The following is a 20,994-nucleotide window of genomic DNA, read 5'->3' on the forward strand; positions in this document are numbered from 1 at the left end:
GCAAGGGACACCGATGAACACCTCGCCCGAGCCCGACGGTCCGTGGCATATCGCCCCTCTCTCCGCCGGACACACCCGCTCGCTGGCCGAATGCCATATCGCCTGTTGGCGTGAGGCGTACCGCGGCCTGGTCCCCGACCACGTGCCGGCCGCGTTCGACGTGGACCGGCGCGCCGAACAGTGGGACCGGATATATCACGAAGGCCTCGGACAGACCTGGGTCGCGCTGCTGGGCGACGAGGTCATCGGATTCGCCGGTGCCGGGCCGCCCCGCGACGAACCGCCGGTGGCGGAGACCGAGCTCGGGGCCATGTACGTCCGCGCGATCTGGTACGGCACCGGCATCGCCCACGCGCTCATGCGCACCGCGCTGGACCCGCGCCGGTCGTGCTCACTGTGGGTCTTCGAACGTAACCCTCGGGCCAGGGCGTTCTACACCAAATACGGATTCGAACCCGACGGCACCGCCCGGGCCGAACGTTTCGCAGGCGTCACCGAGATCAGATTGGTGCGCCCGAGGGCCGACGCCCACTGTCCGACGGCGTAATCGGAGGTCCACGCCCCCGGACCGGGGCCCGGGTTCCCGATCGCGCACGGCCGCGGCCCCGGTGGAAACGGCCCGGCCGGTCGTGAGAACATCCGCCATGCGTGGTCCCGCCCCGCGGCGCTTCTCCGTCCGGTCGGCCCCGCTCAGCCCACCCGGAGCACGAATCCGGTGACCGCCTCGGTGAACGCGTCATTGTCGTCACCGGCCGCGGTATGCGCCGCGTCACCGATCTCCACCAACTCGGCGTGCGGCACCAACTCCCGGAACTCCGCGGCCGCCGCGGCGCTCACCACATCCGAGCGCAGGCCGCGGACCAGCAGTACCGGGATGGTCAGCGCCCGGGCGGCGCGCTCCATCGTGCGGGTCGTCTCCTCGGAGTCCACGAGTTGGGTCGTGTCCGCCGCGCGGTCGCCGAGCATGCCCGGGTCCCAGTGCCAGTACCACCGGCCGTCGCGTTGCCGCAGGTTGCGCAGCAGCCCGTGGGTGCTCTTCGGGCGTGGCCGGTGCGGCAGGTACGCGGCCACGGCGTCGGCGGCCTGATCGAGGGTGTCGAAACCGTCGCGGTGTCTGCCGAGGAAATCGAGCACCCGGGTCACTCCCTCGGGTTCGGGTCGGGTGACGATGTCGACCAGGACCAGCGCGGAGATCGCCTCCCCGCCCGGGGCGGCGGTGGCCAGCAGTCCGGTGATACCTCCCATACTGGCCCCCACCACGACAGCGGGGCCGCCGCCCAGTTGGTCCAGCACCTCGATCAGGTCGGCCACCATGACCTCGCGGCTGTAGTCGCGGTCCGGCGCCCACTGGCTGTCGCCGTGCCCGCGGGCATCGACGGTGACGGCCCGGATCCCGGCCGCGCCCAGTGCGGTGCCGCTACGCTTCCACGAATGTCTGGTCTGGCCGCCGCCGTGCAGGAAGACGACCAGTGGACCGTCGGAAGGCCCGTAACGGTCCGCAACGAGCTCGATCCCGCCCGAACCGCGCAGCCGCAGTCGGACGGGATCGAGCAGATTGTTCGCATTACTCACGATCCGAGGATCGCACAACGCCGGAGTTACGCCGTAAAAACGGCGGGATCAGCAGTCCAGCTTCATCCCGCTGAAGGTCCGCTGGAACAGGCACGCGGCCGAGCCGGTAGCCGACGAGGAGATCGTCGACGAACCGCTGGAGGTGAACTCCTCGGCGACCGGCCGGGTCTCGGGCTCGGTGACCGGGGTCTGCTCCCGCTCCAGGGCGAGCGGGGCCGCGCTCGCGCTCGCCGCGCCGGCGGCCAGGGCCGCGCATACGGCGAACGTGGCGGTGGTACCGCGCAGTGCACCGCGAACGGTGGTGGTGTGCATGTAGGTGCTCCTCACTTCTTTTTTTCTCGACACCTGTCAGGGCAGGCGCCAGTCCACCGGTTCCGCGCCGAGTTCGTCGAGCAGCTCGTTGGCTCGGGAGAACGGACGGGAACCGAAGAATCCCCGGGACGCCGACAGCGGCGACGGGTGCGGTGACTCTATACAAGGAACCTCGGCCCGGGCCAGTGTCGGTTTCAGCGAGGCGGCGTCACGGCCCCACAGAATCGCGACCAGGGGTTCGTCCCGCGCCACCAGCGCGTGGATCGCCCGCTCGGTGACCTCTTCCCAACCCTTGCCGCGGTGCGAGGCCGGTTTGCCCGGCATCACCGTCAGCACCCGGTTCAGCAGCAGCACACCCTGGTCCGACCACGGAGTCAGATCACCGCATGACGGGGTCGGATATCCGAGGTCCTTGCTGTATTCGGCGAAGATATTGGCGAGGCTGCGCGGAACCGGCGAAACGTCCGGCGCCACCGAGAAGCTCAACCCCATCGGATGCCCGGGAGTGGGGTATGGGTCCTGGCCCACGATCAGCACTCGAACCTTGTGAAACGGACGCTGGAAAGCGCGCAGCACATGATCGCCGGCGGGTAGATAGCCGCGGCCCGCGGCGTTCTCGGCGCGGAGGAAATCACCCATTTGCGCGATGCGATCGGCCACGGGTTCCAGTGCCTGTGCCCAGCCCGGATCCACGATTTCCGACAGTGGTTTCGTGCCCATGACCGCACAACCTATCGTGATTCGCCGGTATCCGACGAGTCCACCCCGGAGAACGACTCCCACCCCCCGCGGCCCGGCCGCCGGCATCCGTCGACGGTCACCCCGTGACCAGCCGAAACGCTGCCGACCGGAACCCATCCCGGCGGTGTCGGCACCCCTGGCGGCCATACCCCGGCGAAGGCGTGGTCCTCGCCGCCGGTCAGAATCCATTGCAGCGCATCGGCTTCCAGTGCCGCCGCGCACTCGTCGAGTTCCGTGTCGCGCAGCGCGGCGGAATCGAGATCGATGGCGACCCCCGACGCGCCGGCGATATGCCCGAGATCGGCGAGCAGACCGTCGGAGATATCGGTCAGCGCGTCCGGCGCCGCACCCGCGGCGACGGCCTCGCGCACCGCCTCGTAGGGCGGCCGGGGAACCCGATGGGTGGCGAGGGCGCCGGCCCACTCCGGTTCGTCCGCGCGGCCCGCGGCCAATACCGCGAGCCCGGCCGCCGACCAGCCGAGGCGCCCGGCCACCGCGACGGTACCGCCCACCCGGGCCCCCGACCGGGTGACGGGTTCGGTGCCGATCGGATCGCCGAAGGCGGTCACCGAGATCACCACCTGCGGACTGCGCACCAGATCGCCACCGGCGATCGAACCCCCGGCCCGGGCGGCCTCGTCCCAGAGGCCGGCGGCCAACTCCTCCGCGAACGCGACGGGTGTCTCGGCCGGGCAGCCCAATGCCACCACATAACCGGTCGGCACCGCGCCCATGGCATAGACATCGGCCGCGTTCTGGGCGATGGCCTTGCGGCCGACCTCGCGCGGGCTCGACCAGTCCAGCCGGAAATGCCGATCCTGCACCAGCATGTCCGTGGTCACCACATATCGTCCGCGGGTGGCCAGCACGGCCGCGTCGTCACCCGGGCCGAGCAGGACGCCCGGCCCTTGCGCTCGACCGCCGGTGATGCGCTCGATCAGCGCGAACTCGCCGAGTTCACGCACCGTCGCCGGTTGTGCCCTGGTACTGATTTTCGGCCCTTTCCGACCCGATCCGCTCCATGTCCTTCCGGCGAGGTGTCTGCTCGACCGGAACCGTCCCGACGGTACCCTGTGCCCGGGTGACCAGGCAGTTGTGCCCACGAGAATCAGTCGCGCAGGAAGGATCGTCGACGATGGCGGCGAAAACGCCGGACGAGCCGCAGACACCGGATACCCCCGAGACCGGGGATACCTCCGAAACCGAGCGCAACCCCTACCCGCCCGCTCTCCTCGCGACCGCGGTGGCGCTGCCCATCGCACTGGTGGTCGGTGTGGTGGTCGCCGCGGTGATCGCCCTGCGCGCCCCGGTGGAACGGGAACCGCTGGCACTGGGCCCGGTACCGGCCCCGGCCGCCGCGAGTCCGGCGTGCGCGACCTTCGTCCCCGCGCTCCCCGCCGAGTTGGGCGACTTCACCGAATCGACGCTGGTGGAACCCGTCCCTCCGGCGACCCGCGCATGGCAACGCCCCGACGGCGGCGAGCCGATCGTCGTGCGTTGCGGGCTGGACCGCCCGCTGGAATTCGATCGCGCCTCCCCCATCCAGATGGTCAACGGCGTCCAGTGGTTCGAGGTCCGCGACCCGGCGGGCGGCGATACCGGCCTGAGCACCTGGTACGCGGTGGACCGGGAAGCCTATATCGCCTTGACCGTCCCCGACGGCTCGGGCCCCACCCCCCTCCAGGTGGTGTCCGACACGATCACCGCGCACCTGCCGGCCCGCCCGATCGATCCGGGCGAGCTGCCCAACTGAGCCCGCCCGCTACCGCAGCCCGGTGCCGCGCGTCAGAGCGGTCTCGATGAGAGTGGAGACCAGGGTCCGATAATCGATTCCGGTCTGCTCCCACATCCGCGGATACATCGAGATCGCGGTGAAACCGGGCATGGTGTTGATCTCGTTGATCACCGGACCGTCCGGGGTGACGAAGAAGTCCACCCGGGACAGGCCCTGGCAGTCCAGGGCGCGGAAAGCGCGCACCGCCAGGGTGCGCACCTCCTCGGCGACGGCATCGTCCAGTTTCGCGGGGACATCGAATTCGCAGACGTCGTCGAGGTATTTGGTGTCGAAATCGTAGAAGTCCGGCCCGGCCGCGCCCGTACCCGCGGGATCGGCTTCCGGCATCCGGATCTCGGCGAGCACGCTGGCCTGCACCCGACCGTCCGGGAATTCCAGCACACCGCACTCCACCTCGCGTCCGGGTATGGCGGCCTCCACGATCACCTTGGGATCGTGCGCCCGCGCCGCCGCGATGGCGGCGTCCAGATCCGCCCAGTCGGCGACCCTGGTGATACCGATCGAGGAACCGCCCCGCGCGGGTTTCACGAAAACCGGCAGCCCGAGCCGCTCTCGGTCCGCCGGCGCGACGGTGGCGTCACCGGGACGCAGCACCGCCTGCACACCCACCGGCAGTCCCTCGGCCGCCAGCAGTTTCTTGGTGAACTCCTTGTCCATCCCGGCCGCGCTGGCCAGCACACCGGGTCCCACGTACGGGATACCGGCCAGTTCCAGCAGGCCCTGGATGGTCCCGTCCTCACCGAACGGGCCGTGTAGGACGGGGAACACCACGTCCACGGTGCCCAGTACCGCGCCCGGCTCGTCGAGGGCGACCAGTGTTCCGGAGCGGCTGGGATCGGTGGCGAGCATCAGCGCGGTCCCGGTGTCGGGCACCGACGGCAGTTCCCGGTCCCGGGGAGCGAGCGCCGCGGCGTCGTCGCCGGACAGGATCCAGGTACCGTCGGTGGTGATACCGATCGGCACGGCCTCGTAGCGTTCCGGATCGAGATGACGGAGTACCGCGCCCGCCGACACACATGACACGGCGTGCTCGTTGCTGCGTCCGCCGAACACCACGGCCACCCTGATCAGGTTCGTCATGCCCCGAACCGTACCCGCCCGGTCGGTCGAATCCGGGAGCGGACCGCCGCGTCCGCGCGGTCGTTTCCTATTCCGGTTTGATCCGCCGGCCGAGCAGCTTGTCGACCGCCTGCCGCACCGCCAGCCCTTCGTGGCATACCTCGTGCACCGCCTCCGTGAGCGGCATCTCCACCTCGTACTTATGCGCCAGCGCCCGCACCGATGTACACGATTTCACACCCTCGGCGACCTGCCCATGGGTTGCCTCCTGCGCGGCCTGCATGGATCCACCCTCGCCGAGAACATGGCCGAAGGAACGGTTGCGCGACAGCGGCGAGGTACAGGTGGCCACCAGATCACCCACACCGGCCAGGCCGGCCAGCGTGACCGGTTCGGCGCCGAGCGCGGTACCCAGCCGAATGATCTCGGCCAGGCCGCGGGTGATGAGTCCGGCGATGGAGTTGTCGCCCAGCCCCATGCCGGAGGCGATCCCGCAGGCCAGCGCGATGACGTTCTTGCAGGCACCACCGATTTCGCAGCCGATCACATCGGTATTGGTGTAGGGCCGGAAATACCCGGTGGCACACGCTCGTTGAACGGAAACGGCCCGGTCGGCGTCGGTGCAGCCGATCACCGTCGCGGCGGGCTGTCCGGCGGCGATCTCCTTGGCGAGGTTCGGGCCGGTCAACACCGCGATCCGCCCCGGCTCGGCGTCGGTGACCGCGGCGATCACCTCGCTCATCCGAAGGAGGGTACCGGTTTCGATTCCCTTGGCCAGACTCAGCAGTGTGGCATCCGCGCCGATCGCCGGTGCCCAGACCCGCAGATTCGCGCGCAGCGCCTGCGACGGCACGGCCAGCACGACGATATCGGCGCCGTCGAGGGCGCGGATGTGGTCGTCGGTCGCCGCGACCGGCGGCAGCTGTACTCCCGGCAGGTAGAACGGATTGCGATGGTCGGTCGCCAAGGCCTCGGCCACCTCCGGCCGACGCGCCCAGATGGTGACCTCGGTTCCCGCGTCCGCCAAGACCTTCGCGAATGCCGTCCCCCATGATCCCGCGCCCAGTACCGCCGCCCTCGTCATCAGCCCAATATGCCATGGAAGGATTGGCCCATGCGTCAGCACACCGTGCACGCCGTGATCGCGGTGAAAAGCCTCGACCGGGCCAAGAGCCGCCTGGCCGGTGAACTGTCGCCGCCGCACCGGGCGCGGCTGGTACTGGCCATGCTCTCCGATACGCTGCGCACCGCCGGCGCCGTCGCGGCCATCGGCTCGGTCACCGTGGTCACCCCGGATACCACGGTCGCGGAACTGGCGCGCACACGCGGCGCCGCGGTCCACCCCGAACCCGCCGACCGGTCACCGGCGTCCAGCGAATCCGACCGCCTCAACGCCGCCCTGGCCGATACCGCCGACACACTACGTCGCCGCCACGGCTTCATCGATCTACTCGCCCTGCAGGCCGATCTACCGGCACTGCGGGCGGACGAATTGGCCGATATGCTCGCCACCGCGCCCGCCGATGTCCGTTCGCTGGTCGTCGACCATACGGGCACCGGCACGGCCGCGCTGCTGGCGCGCGCGGGAACACCGCTGCGTCCGCGGTTCGGGCCCGCCTCGGCCGCCCGGCATATCGCCGACGGCGCGGTCGAACTGGACGGGGAGTGGCCGGGGCTGCGGCTGGATGTCGATACCGTCGCCGACCTGGACAGAGCGTCGGCCCTCGGCGCCGGCGCCGATACCAGGGCACTGCTGCACGCCATCGGCCATCGAGCGCCGTCGTCCGGCCAGGGGTTCGCATCGCCCGGCCGCGGGCCGGGGGTGTCCGAATCGATAACTCCGGTGTGCTAGCGGATCGCCGAACCCGGAATACCGGGAAACGGCCCCACCTCCCGGCTGCACACCGAGCGGTTCGTAGGGAATGATCGTAGATGTGAGCGATACGGAAACCGTCAAGCAGCAGCGGGTGCTTCCCACTCCACCACCGGCCGCCAGCCCGGTATCCGACGGAGCCGCCGCACCGCGGTTGCCCGCCGATCGCTACCTCAACCGTGAGTTGAGCTGGTTGGACTTCAATGCCCGGGTACTGGCGCTGGCGGAGGACGATTCGCTGCCATTGCTGGAACGCGCCAAGTTCCTCGCCATCTTCGCCTCGAACCTGGACGAGTTCTACATGGTCCGCGTCGCCGGCCTCAAACGCCGCGCCGAGACCGGGCTTACGGTGCGCTCCGCCGACGGGCGTTCGCCCAACGAGCAGTTGGTGCTCATCGCCGCCCGCACCCAGGAGATCGCGGTCCGGCACGCCCGGGTGTTCCTCGACGATGTGCTACCCGCGCTCACCACCGAGGGTATCGAGATCATCGACTGGGCCGATCTCGACGACGAGGAACGGCGCAGACTGTCGGCGTACTTCCAGGATCAGGTGTTTCCGGTGCTCACCCCGCTCGCGGTGGACCCGGCGCATCCCTTCCCCTATATCAGCGGCCTGAGCCTGAATCTCGCGGTGACGGTGCAGGACGAGACCACCGGCGGCGAACATTTCGCCCGCGTGAAGGTGCCCGACAACGTCGACCGATTCGTGCGGGTGCGGCGCACCGGCTCCGCTTCGTCCATCGCGGCGTTCCTTCCGATGGAGGCGCTGATCGCGGCACATCTGGATCAGCTGTTCCCCGGGATGACCGTGGTCGAACAGCATTCGTTCCGGATCACCCGCAACGCCGATTTCGAGGTCGACGAGGACCGTGACGAGGATCTGCTGCAGGCACTGGAACGCGAACTCGCGCGCCGCCGCTTCGGTTCGCCGGTGCGGCTCGAGGTCTCCGACGATATGACCGAGCACATGCTCGAACTGCTGTTGCGCGAACTCGAGGTCGATCCGCGCGATGTCATCCAGGTCCCCGGCCTGCTGGATCTGTCCTCCCTGTGGCAGGTCTACGGGGTGGACCGTCCGGGGCTCAAGGATCCCCCGTACGTTCCCGCGACCCCGCCGGCCTTCGGTGAACGGGAGACCCCGCGCAATGTGTTCGCCGCGCTGCGCGAGGGCGATGTGCTGGTACACCACCCTTACGATTCGTTCTCCACCAGCGTGCAGCGGTTCATCGAACAGGCCGCCGCCGATCCCCAGGTGCTGGCGATCAAACAGACGCTGTACCGCACCTCCGGGGATTCACCGATCGTGAACGCGCTCATCGATGCCGCCGAGGCCGGCAAACAGGTGGTGGCGCTCGTCGAGATCAAGGCACGGTTCGACGAGCAGGCCAATATCAAATGGGCCCGGGCGCTGGAACAGGCGGGAGTCCACGTGGTCTACGGTCTGATCGGGTTGAAAACCCACTGCAAGACCTGCCTGGTGGTGCGCCGCGAGGGTGCCACCATCCGCCGCTACTGCCATATCGGCACCGGCAACTACAACCCCAAGACCGCTCGCCTCTACGAGGATGTCGGATTACTCACCGCGGCACCCGAAATCGGAGCGGACCTCACCGATCTGTTCAATTCGCTGACCGGCTATTCCCGCAAGGCCGAGTACCGCAATCTCTTGGTCGCCCCCTACGGGGTACGGTCCGGGATCATCGCCCGCATCGAGGGGGAGATCGCGGCGGCGCGGCGGGGAGGGTCCGCCCGGATCCGGATGAAGGCCAACGCCATCGTCGACGAACAGATCATCGACGCCCTCTACCGTGCCTCCCAGGCCGGTGTGCCGGTGCAGATCGTGGTGCGCAGTATCTGCGGGTTGCGGCCGGGGGTGCCGGGAATCAGCGACAATATCGAGGTCCGCTCGATCCTCGGCCGGGTGCTCGAGCATTCGCGGATCATGCATTTCCAGGCGCAGGACGAATACTGGATCGGCAGCGCCGATATGATGCACCGCAATCTGGACCGTCGAGTGGAGGTCATGGCGCAGGTCCAGGATCGCCGACTGTGCGCCCAGTTGAACGAGGTGTTCGAGTCGGCACTGCATCCGATGACCCGCTGCTGGGTGTTGCAACCCGACGGCTCTTGGACGGCTTGGCCCGACCACCGCGATATCGGTGACGGTGTTCGTGACCATCAGGTGTATCTCATGCACCTCCATCGCCCCGTACAGCAGTGAGCGACCCGACCGGCCACAAGATGTCTCGTTCGCCCCGGGTCAAGGCCAATATCCATGCCGCGGGAACGGTGTTGTGGCGTCGGGCGCCGGATGGCTCCGACGCCGTCGAGATAGCCGTGATCCACCGGCCCAAGTACCGGGACTGGTCGCTGCCGAAAGGCAAACTCGATCCCGGGGAAACCCCCGTGCTCGCGGCCGCACGGGAAACCGAGGAGGAGACCGGGCTGCGTCCCCGGCTGGGACGCTACCTCGGCAAGGTCACCTATCCGATCCCCGGGCACCGCAAGATGAAGCGGGTCGACTATTGGGCGGCCGAGGTCGCCGAGGGTGAATTCGCCGCCAACACCGAGGTCGACCAGCTGCGCTGGATTCGGCTCGACCACGTGCTGGACGAACTGTCCTATCCGATGGACCGACAGGTGGTGCGGACTTTCGCCCGGTTGCCGGCGAAAACCGCCACCGTCCTGGTGGTGCGGCACGCGAAAGCGGGCCGCCGCGACCGGTTCGACGGCCCGGACGACGAGCGTCCCCTGGAACCGGACGGGCAGCAACGGGCGTTGGACTTGGTGCCGAACCTGCTGGCGTTCGGCGCTCAGGAGATCGTCTCCGCGCCTCCGCTGCGCTGTGTGCAGACGGTGGAGCCGCTGGCCGAGGAGCTGGGGGTCGATATCGGCCTGGAACCGCTGCTGTCGGAAACGGGTTACGCGGCGGATCCGGACGCGGGCCGGGAACGGGCCCGGGAGCTGGTCTCTGATCGAGCCGTGCGCGTGCTGTGCAGCCAGGGCAAGGTAATTCCCGATCTGCTGCGGTGGTGGACCGACCGGGACGGCGTGACGCTACCGCCCGCACGCAACCGCAAAGGCAGTGTCTGGGCGCTGTCGTTCGCCGGCGGTCGGATGGTGGCCGCCGACCATCTCGAGCGGTCACTGTCGATGGCCGTGGTACCGCCCACGGATATCAACGCCTGAAACCGCGCGCCGAATACGGAATACCGGTCCCGGCCGACATTCACCCGGACGCCTTACCCTGGTGGTCGGGGCCCGGACCGACCGGAGCGAATTCGCGCCGGCGGATTCACGGAGAAAGGGAAGACCCGTGGTCACGAAGACCACGACAGCACCCCTCTGGCGGCGCAATAAAACACAGAATGCCCCCAGGGATCTCCCGGGGGCAGTGGTCCGTCCGAAACACGGGTGATGCGGGATCACCCGATGGAGCTGTCGGTGTGACGACGAGGGGCTGGGTGGGGTGGCGCCGACGCTGGACGCGGAGTCAGCGGGTGCGACGCGCCGCGGTCTTCTTGGCCGCGGTCTTCTTGGCCGGCGCCTTTTTGGCCGGCGTCTTCTTCGCGGTGGCGCTCTTGGCAGCCGTAGCCCGCTTGGTGGTGGTCTTCTTCGCGGCGGTGGTCGACTTGCTCGTAGCGGTTTTCTTGGCAGTGGTCTTGGTCGCCGCCTTTTTCGCGGGTGCCTTGGTGGCGGCCTTCTTGGCGGGCGCCTTGGTCGCGGTCGCCTTCTTGGCGGTGGCGCGTTTGGCGGCGGTCGCGGCCTTCTTCGTGGTCGACTTCTTGGCCGCAACCGGCGCGTTGACACCGCGTTTCACCGCGGGACCGGTCGCCGCGAGCTTCTGTTTACCCGCGATAACGGCCTTGAACTGGGCGCCAGGTCGGAATGCCGGCACCGAAGTGGGCTTCACCCTGACCGTTTCTCCGGTACGCGGGTTCCGGGCGACGCGAGCCGCCCGCTTGCGTTGTTCGAATACACCGAATCCGGTGATGGTGACGCTCTGCCCTTTGTGTACTGCACGGACGATGGTGTCGACCACATGCTCGACTGCCGCGGTGGCCGTGCGCCTGTCAGTACCCAACTTTTCGGTCAGAACGTCGATCAGTTCCGCCTTGTTCATTGAATCCTCCGCAGACTAATGGCCCGTCGTCGGACCGACTAGCTACCACGGTAAACCCACATAGGGCAAGAGTCTATGTGCCACGCCAAAATTCATGAGGTTTAGCACACGTTCAGTTACCGAGCGGCCCGGCACCCCGCAAACGACACCGGGTGATTACGCCCGCGAAATACGTTCCGGAAGGGTCGCGGGTTTCCATGATGGCCTTGTCTTTTCGAACTCGGCGATCTCACCCTCCCGCCGCAGCGTCAGACCGATGTCATCCAAACCTTCCAACAGCCGCCACCGGGTGTAGTCGTCAATATCGAACGGCAACACGATGGTTCCCGCCGTCACAGTGCGCGCTTCGAGATCCACCACCAATTCGAGTCCGGGCTGTTCCTCCAGCATCTTCCAGAGCATTTCGACATCATTTTGTGACATTTGCGCGGCCGGCAGTCCGCCCTTGCCCGCATTCCCACGGAAGATGTCGGCGAAGCGGGAAGAGATAACTACCCGAAAGCCATAGTCCGACAGTGCCCACACCGCGTGCTCACGCGACGATCCGGTGCCGAAATCCGGGCCTGCCACGAGCACGCTGCCGCGCTTGTACGGTTCGATGTTCAGAATGAAGTCCGGATCCGTTCGCCAGGCCGCGAAGAGTCCGTCCTCGAATCCCGTTCGGGTCACCCGCTTCAGATAGACGGCGGGGATGATCTGGTCGGTGTCGACATTCGATCGGCGCAGCGGTACCCCGATCCCCTTGTGCACGGTGAAGGGTTGCATCCTGTTTCTCCTGTTCGAGCTGCGGCAGCGGGCGGCCGCGGTTGAGCGGTGGTTGTATGCGAAATAGCGGTCCGGGCCGCGGCGGTGTTCGGATTTCACCCCGCGGCGCGGTCAGTTCAGGTCCGCGGGCGAGGCCAGGGTTCCGCGGACCGCCGTAGCGGCCGCTACCGGTGGGGACACCAGGTGGGTGCGCCCTCCCTTGCCCTGCCGGCCCTCGAAGTTACGGTTCGACGTGGACGCGCAGCGCTGGCCGGGGGCGAGCTGGTCGGGGTTCATTCCCAGGCACATCGAGCAGCCGGCCTGGCGCCATTCGGCGCCGGCGGCGGTGAAAATTTCCCCGAGTCCTTCTTTTTCCGCCTGCTCCCGTACCCGCATCGAGCCCGGCACCACCAGCATTCGCACCCCGTCGGCGACCTTACGGCCCCGCAAAACCTCCGCCACCGCACGCAAATCCTCGATACGGCCGTTGGTGCACGAACCCACGAATACCGTATCGACCGTGACATCGCGCAGTGGAGTACCCGGAAGCAAATCCATATACCGCAGCGCTTTCTCCGCGGACTCGCGTTCGGTCGGGTCGGCGATCTGCGCCGGATCGGGCACCCGCTCGCCCAGCGGAGCGCCCTGTCCCGGGTTGGTGCCCCAGGTGACGAACGGGGTCAGTGCGCTCGCATCGATGCGCACCTCGCGGTCGAAAACGGCATCCTCGTCGGTCTTCAACGCCTCCCAGGCGGCCACCGCGGCGTCCCAGTCCGCGCCCCGTGGGGCATGCGGACGGCCTTTCAGGAACTCGTAGGTGGTCTCGTCCGGGGCGATCATGCCCGCTCGGGCTCCGGCCTCGATGGACATATTGCAGATCGTCATCCGCGCTTCCATCGACATGGCGCGGATCGCCTCCCCGCGGTATTCCAGCACATACCCTTGACCGCCGCCGGTACCGATTTCGGCGATCACCGCCAGAATCAGGTCCTTGCTGGTTACCCCGGGCTGCAGCATTCCGTCGACGGTGATCGCCATGGTTTTGAACGGCCGCAGCGACAGGGTCTGCGTGGCCAGTACGTGTTCGACCTCACTGGTGCCGATTCCCATGGCCAGCGCGCCGAACGCACCGTGTGTCGAGGTGTGGCTGTCACCGCACACCACCGTCGTTCCCGGCTGGGTCAACCCCAACTGCGGTCCCACCACGTGCACGATGCCCTGGTCGAGATCCCCCATCGGATGCAGCCGGATGCCGAATTCGGCGCAGTTGCGGCGCAGGGTCTCGACCTGAGTGCGCGAAATCGGGTCGGCGATCGGTTTATCGATATCGACGGTGGGAACGTTGTGGTCCTCGGTGGCGATCGTCAGGTCGGGCCGGCGCACCGGGCGCCCCGCCGCACGAAGGCCGTCGAACGCCTGGGGACTGGTCACCTCGTGCACCAGGTGCAGGTCGATGTAGATGAGGTCGGGTTCGCGCGCGTCGCCCTCACCCGCCCCGGGGGCGACGACGTGCTGTTCCCATACCTTCTCGGCCAGCGTGCGTGGCATTGTTCTCGATCACCTTTCGGGCCGGCACCCGAGATTCGACCGCGTGGGTTCGGCGGCGCCCGGGTGCGCTACGGATGAAAGCCGCGTCCTGCGATTTCGATCTCCGATCCGGTCCGGGCTGCGGAACCACGGCGGAGTGGTATCTCAAAATACGAGACGCTAATATCGTTCTATGAGACAGCATAGCGGTATCGGCGTTCTGGACAAAGCGGTGATGGTGTTGTACGCGGTCGCCGAGCAGCCGTGCGGTCTCACCGAGTTGTGCGAGCGCACCGGTCTGCCCCGCGCCACCGCCCACCGGCTGGCCGTGGGCCTGGAAACACATCGGCTGTTGACCCGCAACGGCGATGGTGCATGGGGTCCGGGGCCCGCGTTGGCCGAACTGGCCGCCGGCGCCGCCGATCCGCTGCGGGAGGCCGCCGCGGCGGTGCTGCCGCGGTTACGGGAGATCACCGGCGAAAGTGTTCAGTTGTACTGCCGCGACGGCCACTGGCGGGTGTGTATGGCGGCGCTGGAACCGCCCGCCGGTCTCCGCGATACCGTACCGATTGGTTCCCGACTCCCGCTCACCGCCGGCTCCGCCGCGAAAGTGCTGCTGGCCTGGGCCGACCCGGAGATGCAGCGAACCGTTCTCGCCGATGCCGTATTCGGCGAACGCGCGCTGGCGGAGGTCCGCAGACGCGGCTGGGCGCAGAGCGCCGCCGAACGCGCCGCCGGCGTGGCCAGTGTGTCCGCCCCCGTACGGGACCGCAACGGGAACGTGGTGGCGGCGGTGTCGGTTTCCGGCCCGATCGATCGAATGGGCCGCCGCCCCGGGGCCCGATGGGCCACCGACCTGGTCGCCGCCGCCGACGCCCTGCACAGAAGGCTGTGACGCGGTGCACATTGGGCCGCTGAGCGAACCCCGGTACGCCGGGAGCCGCGCCGAATGAGACGCCGCTCACTAGAGTTTCTCCAATGGGAGTTAACCAACGGTCACAGATCGTGATGACCGATGCAGAGATCACCGATTTCCTGACCCGCAGCCGGGTCGCCACCCTGGCGACCCTCGGCCCGAACGGCACACCGCATCTGACCGCCATGTGGTATGCGCTGCCCGAGCCGCCCGCTGATCCGGAGGGGGTCCCCGAACTGTGGTTCGAGACGAAGGCCAAATCACAGAAGGCGGTGAATCTGCGCCGCGACCCACGTGTCACCTGCATGGTCGAGGCCGGCGAGACCTATGACACCCTGCGCGGCGTCTCCATCGAGGGCCGCGCCGAGATCATCGATGACCCCGACAAACTATTCGCGGTGGGCGTGAGCGTCTGGGAGCGCTACACCGGTCCGTACAGCGAGGAGATGCGCCCGATGGTGGAGGCCATGCTGAACAAGCGCGTGGCGGTCCGCGTGGTACCGGATCGGATCCGCAGCTGGGATCACCGCAAGCTGGGCCTACCCCCGATGCCCCTGGGCGGTTCCACTGCCCCCGCCCCGGACTGACCCCTTCGTCGCGGGCTCCGCCCCTTCTCGGCACACACCGGCCACCGCCGACAGCGCGCTACGGAAATACACCTGACACTCCCCACCTCCTGGACTAGCGTCGAGTGCGTTCCACACGACCGGCTGCGCAGGCCGCCGGCGAGCGCAGCCCGCGACGACAAGGAGCAGCCATGGCGCAGAAAAGCCGTGCCAACGCTGATACGGACGAGGTCAAACGCAAGTTCCGTGAGGCCCTGGACCGCAAGAACCAACAGCGGTCCCCATCATCCAGCCACCTGGACGGCCATTCGAAAGCCCTGACCACCCACGGCAACGAAAGCCACCAGCGCCAGTTCCGCCGCAAGAGCGGCTGACCCATCCCACCCAACCCGCCCCGCGGCATCCCACTCCGCGGGGCGGCCCCACCCACCCCGAGTAGCGAAACCATCGGTGTTCCCACGCCGCCGCCCGCCCAAAACACAGGATCCGAATCCCCCCAACGCGCTCTCCGCAGCAATCCCACCCCAAACGCAGAACCGAGCACCCCACCCGACTACAACCTTCGCCGCAACCCCGAACACACTCTCCGCGGCACCACCCCACACGGGACCCCCGCACCCCGGCAAACGCGGCTGCCTCGGTACAACTCTGAACGCACTCTCCAGCGATCCCCGCCCTCAATGCAGGACCTCGGCACCACCCGCCACGAACGCGGCCTCCGCAGTAACCCCGAACCCACCCTTCGCGGCGCCCATTCCCACGCAGAACCCCACCGAAACACCCCTCCGCGGAACCTCACCCCAACCGCGCGGTAACCCACCACGAACGCAAGATCCAACCCCAACCCACCACGAACGCCCCCGATGCCCGAAGGGCGAGCCAATGGGGGTCCCGGGGGGCGAAGCCCCTCCGGGGCGGGGTGTGGGGGTTGCACCCCCACACAACACAGCGAATCAGGAAAGGCCCATGCTCTCCATGAGCATGGGCCTTCCACCTGAGTAGCCCCGACGGGATTCGAACCCGCGCTACCGCCTTGAGAGGGCGGCGTCCTAGGCCGCTAGACGACGGGGCCAGGACATTTGCGTCAGCCCCTGGCTGGGGCGGAACCGAGTATCTTGCGATTCTCGAAGCTCGATCAGCGTAACCGACCGGCGCTCGGCGACCAAATCGCCAGGATATGCTCTGGCGATCTCGCTGGTGGTGAGTTTGTTCTCGTCAGATCCGGGTGGGATCGTGAGTTGATGCCGTGAGCTTCTCCGCTGGGGTACCAGGACTCGAACCTAGAATGGCTGAACCAGAATCAGCTGTGTTGCCAATTACACCATACCCCAATGACCTGGGCTTTCGATCTCGCCTCTGGCTGAGGAGGGACCGTCGTTCCGGCCGAGAAAGAGAGTACCAAACAGCTCCGGGTTCACCGCAAATCGCCTGGTCATCGGCCGCGTCCCGAGTGTCGACCCCCGGTTTCGGCGGTCGGATCGGCCTCGTTTTCGCCGATCCGACCGCCGCGGCCGGTTTCCGCCGGTCGTTTCGGTGCTTCGTTCCCCGGGTAGGGCTCGGCCCGTTCGTCCGCACCCGATCGACGGAATCCGCGCGATATCACCGCCTCAGTTCGGGGGTGTCCATTCGCGTGCTGCCCGCAGCCGTTCCAGGGTCGGTTCACGGCCGAGCAATTCCAGGGATTCGAACAGCGGCGGACTGATATGCGATCCGGTTACCGCGACCCGAACCGGGGCGAATGCCTTGCGCGGTTTCAGACCCATTTCTTCGATCAGCGCATTTTTCAGGGCCTCTTCGATTCCGACGGTCGTCCAGGACGGCAACGGCTCCAATGCGGTAATAGCGGCATCCAATACCGGGAGGGCATCGGGCCCCAAATTCTTGGCACCGGCCGCGGGGTCGACGGAGAAGTCTTCGGCGGGGGCGAAGAGAAAACTCAACAGGTCCCAGGCATCGGACAGAACCACAATCCTGGTCTGTACGAGGTCGGCCGCCGCGGCGAATACCTTGTCGTCGATCGTGGCGTCTATACGACCCTGTCGGGTGAGGTATTCCCGCAGCCGTCGCGCGAAATCGGCTGGTTCCAGCAACCGGATGTGCTCGGCGTTGATCGCGTCGGCCTTCTTCTGGTCGAAACGCGCCGGATTCGAATTCACGGTCGAAATGTCGAAGGCCGCCACCATCTCGTCCATGGAGAACACGTCGCGGTCGTCGGAGATGCCCCAGCCGAGCAGGGCCAGGTAGTTCAGCAGGCCTTCGGGGATGAAGCCGCGCTCCCGGTGCAGGAACAGATTGGATTCCGGATCGCGCTTGGACAGCTTCTTGTTGCCCTGTCCCATGACGAACGGCAGATGCCCGAATTCGGGAGTGCGCTCGGCGACGCCGATTCGCCGCAGGGCGGCGTAGAGAGCGAGCTGACGCGGTGTGGAGGAGAGCAGGTCTTCGCCGCGCAGGACGTGGGTTATCCGCATCATGGCGTCGTCGACCGGGTTGACCAGGGTGTAGAGCGGCTCGCCGTTGCCGCGGGTGAGGGCGAAGTCCGGGACGCTACCGGCCTTGAAGGTGGTCTCGCCGCGCACCAGGTCGTGCCAGGTGAGGTCGGTATCGGGCATCCGCAGGCGGATTACCGCGGGACGGCCTTCGGCCCGGTAGGCCGCGATCCGGTCGGCCGACAGGTCGCGGTCATGGTTGTCGTAGCCGAGTTTGGGGTCGCGCCCGGCGGCCCGGTGCCGTGCCTCGACCTCTTCCGGTGTGGAGAAGGATTCGTAGGCCTCCCCCGCCTCGACCAGTCGGCGCACCATGTCCAGGTACAGATCGCGCCGCTGCGACTGGCGGTAGGGCCCGTAGGGGCCGCCGACCTCGGGGCCTTCGTCCCAGTCCAGTCCGAGCCAGCGCAGGGCGTCCAGCAGCGCCTGATAGGACTCTTCGGTGTCGCGGGCGGCGTCGGTGTCCTCGATTCGGAAGACGAAGGTTCCGCCGTGGTGACGGGCGAAGGCCCAGTTGAACAGTGCGGTCCGGATGAGACCGACATGCGGTGTGCCGGTGGGCGACGGGCAGAAGCGGACCCGTACGTTCGTCATGGCTCTCTTTCGGTCAGCGTTGGGCGGCAACAGGTTTGGCCGCGACGGGATTGGTCAGCGTACCGATGTCCGATACGGTCACGGACACTTTCTGTCCATCGCGCATCGGACCCACTCCTTCGGGGGTTCCGGTGAGAATGACATCGCCGGGCAGCAGGGTCATCACGGTCGACACCCATTCGACGAGTTCCGGAATATCGTGCAGCAGTAGCGATGTGCGGCTGCGCTGGCGCACTTCGCCGTCGAGTTCGGTGGTGATCTCCAGATCCCGTGGGTCGACATCGGTTTCGATCCAGGGACCGAGCGGGCAGAAGGTGTCGTAACCCTTGGCCCGCGTCCATTGTCCGTCGTGGGCTTGCTGATCCCGTGCCGTCACATCGTTGGCGACGGTGTAGCCGAGGATCACGTCGCGGGCGCGGGCGGCGGGCACGTCTTTGCAGGGGCGCCCGATCACCACGGCCAGTTCGCCTTCGAAGTCGACACGGGATGAGTTGGGCGGCAACAGGACAGGGGCGTTGGGACCGACGATGGCGGTGCTCGGTTTCATGAAGATCACCGGGTCCTCGGGTGCGGAACCGCCCATTTCCGCGACGTGCGCGGCGTAGTTCTTGCCCACGCAGATCACCTTGCTGGCCAGGATCGGCGCGAGCAACCGGATATCGGCCAGCGGCCAACCGCGGCCGGTGAACGTCGGGGTGCCGAAGGGGTGTTCGGCGATCTCCTTGGCGGTCTCGCCTTCGATGGCGACGAACGCGACCCCGTCGGGACTGGCAACTCGACCTAGACGCATGATCGGAGTCTATCCACCGCCCATTACCTGCCCGAATGCACCCGACCGGACGGTGTGGTTCCCGGCCGGACCAATCTGCGCCACATCCGGCCGGCCTCGGCGAACAATTCCACCGTCCGGGGTGTACGGTGAGACAGTTGCTCATTTAATGAGATTCGTGTTCCACATGCTGAGACGACTAGGTGGCGATGCCATGGTTGAGAGGCCCTCGACGACCGAATCCGGTCCCATCGTCGAATCCCGTCCGCCCACGCCGAGCGGCTCGATTTCGGCGATGCGGCGATGGGTCATGCTCGCCCTCGGCGTCTTCGCCCAGGCATCCAGCGCGGTCGTCGTCCACGGTGTGCCGTTCCTACTGGCCGCGCTGACCGACGCGGGAATGCCGCTGCCCACCGCAGGCCTGCTGGTGGCCATGCCGACGGTCGGCCTGGTCTGCACCCTCATCGCCTGGGGATATCTGGTCGACCGCATCGGTGAGCGCACGGTCCTGGTGACGGGCACGCTCATAATGTGCGCCGCCGGCGCCGCGGCCGTGTTCACCTCGAGCTACCCCTTGCTGGGCACCCTGCTGCTTCTGGGCGGTATCGGCGCGGCCAGTACCAACGGTGCGAGCGGTCGGGTGATTGTGGGCTGGTTCCCACCGCATCGCCGCGGGCTGGCCATGGGAATCCGACAGACCGCCCAGCCGCTCGGCGTCGGTGTCGGAGCGATGGCCATCCCGTACGTGGCCGAAACCTTCGGTATCGCCGCCGCCATAGCGGTACCCGCAGCCATGGCCGGCGTGGCGGCCGTGGGCTGCCTGGTCGGGATCATCGATCCACCCCGCCCCCCGATCGCCCACACCGACCGGGTCAACCCCTACCGGAGCTCGGACACCCTGTGGCGTATCCACGGCGTCTCGATCCTGCTGGTGATTCCGCAGGGCACCCTGTGGACCTTCGCCCTGCTGTGGCTGCATCGGGATATCGGCTGGTCGATGGCCGCGGCCGGCGCGCTGGTCACCACCACCCAACTCCTGGGTGCCTTCGGCCGTATCGGCGCGGGCGCCTGGTCCGATCGGGTCGGCAGCCGGATGGGTCCGCTGCGCACCATCGCCATCGTCGCGGTCGCCACCATGGCGGTCTTGGGCATCACCGCCTGGACGCATTGGTGGTGGGCGGCCATCCCGCTGATGGTCATGGCCTCCGTGGTCACCGTCTCCGACAACGGCCTGGCCTTCACCGCCGTCGCCGAAATCGCCGGACCCTACTGGAGCGGGCGCGGCCTCGGTATCCAGAACACCGGACAGAACCTGGTGATGGCCGCCGTCCCCCCGGTTTTCGGCGCCTTGATCGTCGCCACCGGATTCCCGGCCACCTATCTACTGGCCGCGGCCGCAGCGGCTGTCGCCGTCCCGTTGGTCCCCGCCGACCCTGGCCGGCGCCGATAACCCAATGCCTGCCCCATCGCGGCCCGGTTCCGCGAAACTCCCCCAACAGTGGAGCAATGGAAACCGTATGCGGAGTGGTCAGATATCAATGAGCCCGGCCGGGTCGAACGTGACACGAACTGTCTTGTCGGCCTCGATGTCCGCGGAAAATTCGGTGCCCGCTGTCACGACCGGCTCCCAGCGGTACGCGCCTCCGTCGAGGACCGCTCGGTGGATCCGGATCGCCGATTGATGTTCGACCAGCCAGTACTGCGGAATGCCGAGCGCCGCGTACTCACGCACCTTTCGTATCCGGTCGGTGCGCTCGCTCCCGCTACCCGGTGAAATCACCTCGACCGCAAGCAACAGTTCGGTACCGGGGATCAGTTTCGGGGACTCGTCCACAATGACCGCACGCGCGACCTCCCGGGGGATGACGAACACGTCCGGCTTACGCACCCCGACCGGTGTACTGATTTCCCACTCCC

The 20,994-nt window shown here is 67.6% G+C and carries 21 protein-coding genes and 2 tRNA genes; 9 read left to right on the top strand and 14 right to left on the bottom strand.

Annotation, left to right across the window (positions count from 1 at the left end; all coding sequences use genetic code 11):
* Window positions 1–13 precede the first annotated feature (13 nt).
* A complete protein-coding gene (locus ON20_RS17525) occupies window positions 14–547 on the top strand; it encodes a GNAT family N-acetyltransferase (protein ID WP_051162701.1) in 534 nt (177 codons plus the stop codon).
* Between the two features lie 143 nt (window positions 548–690).
* Here the strand turns inward: ON20_RS17525 and ON20_RS17530 are convergent, their stop codons facing one another.
* Genes ON20_RS17530 through ON20_RS17545 form a run of 4 tightly spaced genes read right to left on the bottom strand, consistent with a single transcriptional unit; the run spans window position 691 to window position 3,617 of the window.
* Entirely contained in the window at window positions 691–1,572 is an 882-nt protein-coding gene (locus tag ON20_RS17530) for an alpha/beta fold hydrolase (RefSeq protein WP_040836870.1), read from the bottom strand.
* A gap of 48 nt (window positions 1,573–1,620) precedes the next feature.
* Window positions 1,621–1,884: a hypothetical protein gene (locus ON20_RS17535; RefSeq protein WP_040836871.1), complete on the bottom strand. Its 264-nt coding sequence runs from the start codon at window positions 1,882–1,884 to the stop codon at window positions 1,621–1,623.
* Window positions 1,885–1,920: 36 nt separating this feature from the next.
* Complete coding sequence (locus ON20_RS17540; RefSeq protein WP_040836872.1) at window positions 1,921–2,604, bottom strand: uracil-DNA glycosylase; 684 nt, start codon at window positions 2,602–2,604, stop codon at window positions 1,921–1,923.
* An 11-nt stretch (window positions 2,605–2,615) separates the two neighbouring features.
* Window positions 2,616–3,617, bottom strand: coding sequence for a thiamine-phosphate kinase (locus tag ON20_RS17545; protein ID WP_040836905.1), 1,002 nt, complete (start codon window positions 3,615–3,617; stop codon window positions 2,616–2,618).
* A 143-nt stretch (window positions 3,618–3,760) separates the two neighbouring features.
* Between ON20_RS17545 and ON20_RS17550 the strand changes: the two genes are divergently transcribed.
* Entirely contained in the window at window positions 3,761–4,378 is a 618-nt protein-coding gene (locus ON20_RS17550; RefSeq protein WP_040836873.1) for a DUF3515 domain-containing protein, read from the top strand.
* A 9-nt stretch (window positions 4,379–4,387) separates the two neighbouring features.
* Here the strand turns inward: ON20_RS17550 and ON20_RS17555 are convergent, their stop codons facing one another.
* Window positions 4,388–5,500 carry a D-alanine--D-alanine ligase family protein gene (locus ON20_RS17555; protein ID WP_040836874.1) on the bottom strand — a complete coding sequence of 371 codons (1,113 nt, stop codon included), beginning with the start codon at window positions 5,498–5,500 and terminating at the stop codon, window positions 4,388–4,390.
* Window positions 5,501–5,567: 67 nt separating this feature from the next.
* Complete coding sequence (locus ON20_RS17560) at window positions 5,568–6,563, bottom strand: NAD(P)H-dependent glycerol-3-phosphate dehydrogenase (RefSeq protein ID WP_040836875.1); 996 nt, start codon at window positions 6,561–6,563, stop codon at window positions 5,568–5,570.
* Window positions 6,564–6,593: 30 nt separating this feature from the next.
* On the opposite strand from ON20_RS17560, the gene cofC reads away from it, so the two are divergent.
* The 3 genes from cofC (at window position 6,594) to ON20_RS17575 (ending at window position 10,541) form a co-directional block, all read left to right on the top strand.
* On the top strand, window positions 6,594–7,331 hold the full coding sequence (cofC, locus tag ON20_RS17565; protein WP_083865004.1) for a 2-phospho-L-lactate guanylyltransferase: 738 nt from the start codon (window positions 6,594–6,596) through the stop codon (window positions 7,329–7,331).
* A 70-nt stretch (window positions 7,332–7,401) separates the two neighbouring features.
* On the top strand, window positions 7,402–9,573 hold the full coding sequence (locus ON20_RS17570) for an RNA degradosome polyphosphate kinase (protein WP_040836877.1): 2,172 nt from the start codon (window positions 7,402–7,404) through the stop codon (window positions 9,571–9,573).
* 20 nt (window positions 9,574–9,593) lie between these two features.
* The gene (locus ON20_RS17575; protein WP_040836908.1) at window positions 9,594–10,541 is read left to right on the top strand and encodes an NUDIX hydrolase; all 948 of its coding nucleotides are present in this window, start codon (window positions 9,594–9,596) and stop codon (window positions 10,539–10,541) included.
* A 304-nt stretch (window positions 10,542–10,845) separates the two neighbouring features.
* Here the strand turns inward: ON20_RS17575 and ON20_RS17580 are convergent, their stop codons facing one another.
* From ON20_RS17580 to leuC, 3 genes are all read right to left on the bottom strand, one after another.
* On the bottom strand, window positions 10,846–11,475 hold the full coding sequence (locus ON20_RS17580; protein WP_040836878.1) for an HU family DNA-binding protein: 630 nt from the start codon (window positions 11,473–11,475) through the stop codon (window positions 10,846–10,848).
* Window positions 11,476–11,631: 156 nt separating this feature from the next.
* Window positions 11,632–12,240, bottom strand: a complete 609-nt coding sequence (gene leuD, locus ON20_RS17585; protein ID WP_040836880.1) for a 3-isopropylmalate dehydratase small subunit — start codon at window positions 12,238–12,240, stop codon at window positions 11,632–11,634.
* A 111-nt stretch (window positions 12,241–12,351) separates the two neighbouring features.
* Window positions 12,352–13,767 carry a 3-isopropylmalate dehydratase large subunit gene (gene leuC / locus ON20_RS17590; RefSeq protein WP_040836883.1) on the bottom strand — a complete coding sequence of 472 codons (1,416 nt, stop codon included), beginning with the start codon at window positions 13,765–13,767 and terminating at the stop codon, window positions 12,352–12,354.
* A gap of 172 nt (window positions 13,768–13,939) precedes the next feature.
* On the opposite strand from leuC, the gene ON20_RS17595 reads away from it, so the two are divergent.
* From ON20_RS17595 to ON20_RS17605, 3 genes are all read left to right on the top strand, one after another.
* The gene (locus tag ON20_RS17595; protein ID WP_040836884.1) at window positions 13,940–14,641 is read left to right on the top strand and encodes an IclR family transcriptional regulator; all 702 of its coding nucleotides are present in this window, start codon (window positions 13,940–13,942) and stop codon (window positions 14,639–14,641) included.
* An 83-nt stretch (window positions 14,642–14,724) separates the two neighbouring features.
* On the top strand, window positions 14,725–15,249 hold the full coding sequence (locus ON20_RS17600; protein ID WP_040836886.1) for a pyridoxamine 5'-phosphate oxidase family protein: 525 nt from the start codon (window positions 14,725–14,727) through the stop codon (window positions 15,247–15,249).
* Window positions 15,250–15,419: 170 nt separating this feature from the next.
* On the top strand, window positions 15,420–15,602 hold the full coding sequence (locus tag ON20_RS17605) for a DUF5302 domain-containing protein (protein ID WP_040836888.1): 183 nt from the start codon (window positions 15,420–15,422) through the stop codon (window positions 15,600–15,602).
* 625 nt (window positions 15,603–16,227) lie between these two features.
* On the opposite strand, the gene ON20_RS17610 is transcribed toward ON20_RS17605, so the two are convergent.
* From ON20_RS17610 to ON20_RS17625, 4 genes are all read right to left on the bottom strand, one after another.
* Window positions 16,228–16,300 (bottom strand) — tRNA-Glu (locus tag ON20_RS17610).
* 187 nt (window positions 16,301–16,487) lie between these two features.
* Window positions 16,488–16,559: transfer RNA gene (locus ON20_RS17615), tRNA-Gln, on the bottom strand.
* A 276-nt stretch (window positions 16,560–16,835) separates the two neighbouring features.
* Window positions 16,836–18,308, bottom strand: coding sequence for a glutamate--tRNA ligase (gltX, locus tag ON20_RS17620; protein WP_040836890.1), 1,473 nt, complete (start codon window positions 18,306–18,308; stop codon window positions 16,836–16,838).
* 13 nt (window positions 18,309–18,321) lie between these two features.
* The gene (locus ON20_RS17625; RefSeq protein WP_040836891.1) at window positions 18,322–19,098 is read right to left on the bottom strand and encodes a fumarylacetoacetate hydrolase family protein; all 777 of its coding nucleotides are present in this window, start codon (window positions 19,096–19,098) and stop codon (window positions 18,322–18,324) included.
* A gap of 274 nt (window positions 19,099–19,372) precedes the next feature.
* Here ON20_RS17625 and ON20_RS17630 point away from each other — a divergent pair, with 274 nt between their 5' ends.
* Window positions 19,373–20,527, top strand: a complete 1,155-nt coding sequence (locus ON20_RS17630) for an MFS transporter (protein ID WP_169332352.1) — start codon at window positions 19,373–19,375, stop codon at window positions 20,525–20,527.
* A 78-nt stretch (window positions 20,528–20,605) separates the two neighbouring features.
* Here the strand turns inward: ON20_RS17630 and ON20_RS17635 are convergent.
* Window positions 20,606–20,994 (bottom strand): Uma2 family endonuclease (locus ON20_RS17635; RefSeq protein WP_040836909.1); only part of this gene is annotated, 389 nt, incomplete at its 5' end.

The organism is Nocardia brevicatena NBRC 12119 (assembly GCF_000308495.1).
Taxonomy (GTDB): Bacteria; Actinomycetota; Actinomycetes; order Mycobacteriales; family Mycobacteriaceae; genus Nocardia; species Nocardia brevicatena.

What these genes read in the sequence shown, in the direction of transcription:
- ON20_RS17525 (WP_051162701.1), top strand. Translation starts at nt 14, where the DNA reads ATGAACACCTCGCCCGAGCCCGACGGTCCGTGGCATATCGCCCCTCTC.
- ON20_RS17535 (WP_040836871.1), bottom strand. Translation starts at nt 1,884, where the DNA reads ATGCACACCACCACCGTTCGCGGTGCACTGCGCGGTACCACCGCCACG.
- ON20_RS17540 (WP_040836872.1), bottom strand. Translation starts at nt 2,604, where the DNA reads ATGGGCACGAAACCACTGTCGGAAATCGTGGATCCGGGCTGGGCACAG.
- ON20_RS17550 (WP_040836873.1), top strand. Translation starts at nt 3,761, where the DNA reads ATGGCGGCGAAAACGCCGGACGAGCCGCAGACACCGGATACCCCCGAG.
- ON20_RS17555 (WP_040836874.1), bottom strand. Translation starts at nt 5,500, where the DNA reads ATGACGAACCTGATCAGGGTGGCCGTGGTGTTCGGCGGACGCAGCAAC.
- ON20_RS17560 (WP_040836875.1), bottom strand. Translation starts at nt 6,563, where the DNA reads ATGACGAGGGCGGCGGTACTGGGCGCGGGATCATGGGGGACGGCATTC.
- cofC (WP_083865004.1), top strand. Translation starts at nt 6,594, where the DNA reads ATGCGTCAGCACACCGTGCACGCCGTGATCGCGGTGAAAAGCCTCGAC.
- ON20_RS17570 (WP_040836877.1), top strand. Translation starts at nt 7,402, where the DNA reads ATGATCGTAGATGTGAGCGATACGGAAACCGTCAAGCAGCAGCGGGTG.
- ON20_RS17575 (WP_040836908.1), top strand. Translation starts at nt 9,594, where the DNA reads ATGTCTCGTTCGCCCCGGGTCAAGGCCAATATCCATGCCGCGGGAACG.
- ON20_RS17580 (WP_040836878.1), bottom strand. Translation starts at nt 11,475, where the DNA reads ATGAACAAGGCGGAACTGATCGACGTTCTGACCGAAAAGTTGGGTACT.
- leuD (WP_040836880.1), bottom strand. Translation starts at nt 12,240, where the DNA reads ATGCAACCCTTCACCGTGCACAAGGGGATCGGGGTACCGCTGCGCCGA.
- leuC (WP_040836883.1), bottom strand. Translation starts at nt 13,767, where the DNA reads ATGCCACGCACGCTGGCCGAGAAGGTATGGGAACAGCACGTCGTCGCC.
- ON20_RS17595 (WP_040836884.1), top strand. Translation starts at nt 13,940, where the DNA reads ATGAGACAGCATAGCGGTATCGGCGTTCTGGACAAAGCGGTGATGGTG.
- ON20_RS17600 (WP_040836886.1), top strand. Translation starts at nt 14,725, where the DNA reads ATGGGAGTTAACCAACGGTCACAGATCGTGATGACCGATGCAGAGATC.
- ON20_RS17605 (WP_040836888.1), top strand. Translation starts at nt 15,420, where the DNA reads ATGGCGCAGAAAAGCCGTGCCAACGCTGATACGGACGAGGTCAAACGC.
- gltX (WP_040836890.1), bottom strand. Translation starts at nt 18,308, where the DNA reads ATGACGAACGTACGGGTCCGCTTCTGCCCGTCGCCCACCGGCACACCG.
- ON20_RS17625 (WP_040836891.1), bottom strand. Translation starts at nt 19,098, where the DNA reads ATGCGTCTAGGTCGAGTTGCCAGTCCCGACGGGGTCGCGTTCGTCGCC.
- ON20_RS17630 (WP_169332352.1), top strand. Translation starts at nt 19,373, where the DNA reads ATGCGGCGATGGGTCATGCTCGCCCTCGGCGTCTTCGCCCAGGCATCC.